At 44.8% G+C, this 4,479-nt stretch carries 3 protein-coding genes; 1 reads left to right on the top strand and 2 read right to left on the bottom strand.

Annotated features, from left to right (window positions below; translation table 11 throughout):
* Positions 1-142: 142 nt before the first annotated feature.
* A complete protein-coding gene (locus tag MICAI_RS10750; protein ID WP_008201542.1) occupies positions 143-781 on the bottom strand; it encodes a hypothetical protein in 639 nt (212 codons plus the stop codon).
* Between the two features lie 234 nt (positions 782-1,015).
* On the bottom strand, positions 1,016-3,328 hold the full coding sequence (locus MICAI_RS10745; RefSeq protein WP_008201540.1) for a transglutaminase TgpA family protein: 2,313 nt from the start codon (positions 3,326-3,328) through the stop codon (positions 1,016-1,018).
* Positions 3,329-3,628: 300 nt separating this feature from the next.
* Here MICAI_RS10745 and MICAI_RS10740 point away from each other — a divergent pair, with 300 nt between their 5' ends.
* Entirely contained in the window at positions 3,629-4,366 is a 738-nt protein-coding gene (locus MICAI_RS10740; protein WP_008201538.1) for a phycocyanobilin:ferredoxin oxidoreductase, read from the top strand.
* Positions 4,367-4,479: the final 113 nt, after the last annotated feature.

Raw genomic sequence — 4,479 nt, 5'->3', positions numbered from 1 at the left:
TGGTTTTTTGTAACTTTAATTTAGTCTTAGTCAACCCCAGTAATACAGAAAAATCCTGTCCTGGGCTATCAGAAAGAAGGTAAAAGTCAAGGTTTTTGCTCTCTAATGCGACAGTCTAAAAGCTACCTTTCATAATAACCCTCTAGACTTTTTTCGCCTGTTCCCTTAACTTTTGAGCTTCCGCCTGATATTTCTCAGATTCAGCCATCGCATTTTGGGCTTCTTTCCCATGACTAGAGGCATCTGACTGGTTTTTATGCTCACGATGCCAATCGGCTTCTTTACTGTGACTCTGAGAACTACTTAAACTATCGTTAGCTTTTTTCTCCAGTTCATTGGCTTTACTTAATAACTCAGAAGCCGTCTCAGAACCAGATCGCTGTGAAAGATGATCCCAATGGGAAGTATGATCTGCGTGGGAATATTGATGGTCTGGGAAACTGTTAGCATGATGAGGGTGATAATCTGCTAAGTGCTGGTTCTCAAAACCTTGATCAAAATGAGAAGGATGATCAACTTGAGAATATTGATGGTCTAATAAACCATTAGCGTGATGGGGTTGATAATCTGCTAAACCCTGATGCTCAAAAGCATTATGGATATGATGAGGCTCATAAATGCTGATATTAGATGGGACAAAGGGATCGTGGTGAACTCCCAAATTAGGGTCGCTTAACAAATCTTGGTGGTCGTGCAAATCCAGCGACGAATCCGCATGAGTATGTAAAGTGTGGGTAGTATCGGACTGATGAAGGTTATGATCAAAGGCTGGTAGATCCATGATGATATCTTGTCAGTGGAGGAATGAGTATTTATTTAGGCTAGGGAATAACTTGATCCAGATAAATTACCCCAATCCTAGCATATTTATTTTAGTCGAAGCCATCGGATTAGTGCAATGCGATCGCCATTTATCAAAGGATCGCCAAGTAATACTAAATCCAGTTATTAAAGACTAATTATCTAGGATTTGCTGAAAAACTTTTTGCCGCAAACCCTAACTATAGGCTCAAGCTCACCTTTTCACCAACTTGACAAATTCTCGAAAACGTTGGCGTAAACTCTCAATATTAGCCGATTTCCCGCCATAACGCCAATCAACGTAGGCGCAAGCAATCTCCTCGATAATATTCGCCACTGGCGGCGGTTGGACGCGGCGGGCGGCGGTGGCGTATTCTAAAGGAGTTTGAGCGGGATGTTTGCCATAACCGGCTTCTGTTAAGATTCCTAACATTTGCTGGTATAAACGCTCGATTGGTGGTAGTTTTGCCAACTTGCGACTCCTACGCCAACGATGGAACTGTCCCCATCCTAACCAACTAGCGTAAGCGAGGACGACCCCCACTAAACCGCCGAGAATTCCCCCGAAAAGACTGCCGGAAATAAAGCGCCATAACCAGGCCAATAACTTACCGATAGTAACGATAACATTTTCCCAAATCAGACCGAGAAAACCCGTTACTGGAGAGGGCAACCATCCGGCCACCCATTGCCAAAATTGCTTGAGGACGCTAAAAGGTTCCGCTTCCTCAAAGGATGGGGGAATTAATTCGTGGCCCGGGATAGGATCGAAAGTGTACCAACCGTAACCCGGGAAAAACACCTCTGTGATGGCGTAAGCGTCCGTATTTTGGACAACATAAAAGCCAGTGAAAGGATTAAACTGGCCAGGGGCAAAACCGGTGGCTAATCGGGCAGGAATACCGATCGAGCGTAACATAATCGTTAACACGGTGGAAAAATGATCGGCGTAACCCCCCTGAAAACGAAACAAAAAGGCCGAGACTAAATCCTCATTTTCGGCTAAAAAGGGCAAATCGGTTTTTAATTCGTAGTTTTGCTTCAATGCTTGGGCCAAATATAGGGCCTTCTCGTAGGGAGAGGTTAAAGGTTTGGCAGATTTTGCCAGCAATTCCTCGGTTTTTTGGCGGACTTTCGGGGCAATTTCGGCAGGAATTTGTAAATAATAGTTGAGAATAGACTTAGGGTAGGTTTCTGGGGCCGATCGCAGTTGGCTGCGATTGCGTTCCGGCACTTGTGAGATTACAGTATAAGTTAGCCCTTCCGCTAATCCCCCCGGCGACCTTAAGCTATTTTCTCGGTCAAAAGATACCTGTCGAGTGGGAAAAAAGAGAAACTGGGGCCAAGTAAGAGCAGGGATAATATTCGGTAAACTGGAGACAATGCTGTAGGTTTGGACTACCTGATGGGTTTTGGCCTGGGTTGCGGGTAACGGCACAAAAAAGCGATAAGACCAACGATTGCGATTTAAATCCTCTACTTCTTGATCTCGCGAGATTTGCCAACCTTGACCAGTATAGCGATCAAAGGCCATCGCCCGCCAGAATCCGGGGGCTTGGGAACGTACCCGCATGACTGTCTGGGGAGTCATACTTCCCCGCAAATTTTGGTTAATTTGGCTGTTAAAACCGTAATAAAAGGTAGGATCTAACTGTCCTGACCCTGTAGTGGGACTATTACCGCCATTTACGCCACCATTCCCCGTTTCACCCTCGCGCACATAGCCGGGGTTAACGATTTGTCTGTCTCCCTGTTCAAAACCCTGATTTTCCATACCTTCGGGACTATTGACGGGAAAAGATTGAATTTGATAACCCGGAAAACGCGGCATCAGAGCAAAAATTGTCAATCCCAAGAGGAGAATTGTCAGAAAGAAAATCCCGAAACGTTTGGGAGAAAGGGGGGAATTTTCCGGGGAAACTAATTTTTTTGTGGCTAGATGCGGGGGTTTCCTTGAGAAGAAAGGGAGACTCTGATTGAGATTATCTAAACCTAAACGAGAACGATAGTCTAAAACTAGGGTAGGTAGGGATAAAAACAGAAAGAGGATTAACCAAGGCGCAAAAGCAAGGGTTTGAGAGATTGTCCCGGCGACTCCCAAGAGAATTAAACCGATTACCATAGAATACCCTAAATCTTTGCGTCGGGGCAGGTCAAAACTATGGAGAATTTGTAATTGAATTAGTAATTGTGTTAGGGCAATGCGACTATCCTGCATCGCAACTATATCACCCAAGAATAGCGCCAAAACTACCAACATTCCGATCGCTATACAAAATTTTGCCCCGATATTGCGCTTTTTCCTGCGTCGCCAACTCCAGATTCCGCCGATAATACTGAGAGGAACAGCCCAAATACTGGTATAACTATCGGTAGCCACATCCGTGGCGATAATACCGACGATTACTAACGCTTGCACCAGAATTCTTAAAATAATCGATTCCTCGGTTTCTGGCAAGGGAGAAGATTCTATCTTTTGCCAGAGGGTTTTTAAGGAAGGTCTTGGACGAGCGGCACTGCTAACCATAGGCTAAATTGGGAGAAGGATCAAAAAGTTAATTTTATGTTTCCCAGTTCTAATCTCGATCGCTCCATGGGGTAAAGTGGATTTTAGATGTCAGGAGATAGGGAGATAGGGAGATAGGGAAATAGGGTGATAGGGAAATAGGGAAATAGGGAGAGGGGAGATAAGGAGATGGGGAGATAAGGAGATGGGGAAATAGGGAAATAGGCAAATAGGGAGAAAAAAGCTGATGACTGATAACTGATGACTGATAACTGACAACTGATGACTGATTACTGATTACTGATTACTGATTACTGACCCATGATAGCCGTTACCAACCCTGAAATTTTACCGTTGCTTCATCCCCTGATTGGACAATTAGCCACAGCAATTTTGTCCCAGTGGGAAAATTATCTTGATTTGTTGCCCTTTGAGTTGCCGGAAGGTTTAGGCTATGTGGAGGGACGTTTAGAAGGGGAAAAATTAATTATCGAGAATCGCTGCTATCAAACTCCCCAGTTCCGCAAAATGCACCTAGAACTGGCTAAACTGGGCAATGGTTTGGATATCCTTCACTGTGTCATGTTCCCCCGTCCAGAATATCCGCTGCCGATGTTTGGATGTGATATAGTCTCCGGCAAAGCGGGAATCAGTGCCGCTATTGTGGATCTTTCTCCCACCAGTGGCGATAAAACTCTCTCTAGTGCCTATAATCAGGCTTTAGCGGCTTTACCTGGGGCTGATTTCGCCCAAGCTCGTGATTTACCGCCTTGGGGTCATATTTTCTCCCAATATTGTCTGTTTATTCGTCCCGAAACCGCCGCCGAGGAAGGACAATTTTTACAAAGAGTAACAGATTTCTTGACAATTCACTGCAAATGTGCTAGGGAAAGTCAGCCCCTTTCCCGAGAAGAAGCGCGCACTTATTTACAGGGACAACGGGATTATTGTAGTCAACAGCAAAAAAACGATAAAACTCGGCGTGTACTAGAAAAAGCCTTTGGTTGGGAATGGGCAGAGCGTTATATGACGGGCGTTCTCTTTGATTTGCCCGATTAAACTGAACTATCCCTTCCCCCCTTGCTCCTAGGGTTGATTCATCCTAGGGTTGATTCATCCTAGGGTTGATTCATCCTAGGGTTGATTCATGAATCAACCCTATCCTTAATAAG

It is taken from the genome of Microcystis sp. T1-4, assembly GCF_000297435.1.
In the GTDB taxonomy this organism is placed as follows: Bacteria; Cyanobacteriota; Cyanobacteriia; order Cyanobacteriales; family Microcystaceae; genus Microcystis.
Note: the sequence above shows the minus strand (reverse complement) of the source record. Positions and strands in the feature narration are given on the sequence as shown.

Excerpts from the sequence above, each read along its gene's own strand:
- MICAI_RS10750 (WP_008201542.1), bottom strand. The coding sequence starts at position 781 with ATGGATCTACCAGCCTTTGATCATAACCTTCATCAGTCCGATACTACC.
- MICAI_RS10745 (WP_008201540.1), bottom strand. The coding sequence starts at position 3,328 with ATGGTTAGCAGTGCCGCTCGTCCAAGACCTTCCTTAAAAACCCTCTGG.
- MICAI_RS10740 (WP_008201538.1), top strand. The coding sequence starts at position 3,629 with ATGATAGCCGTTACCAACCCTGAAATTTTACCGTTGCTTCATCCCCTG.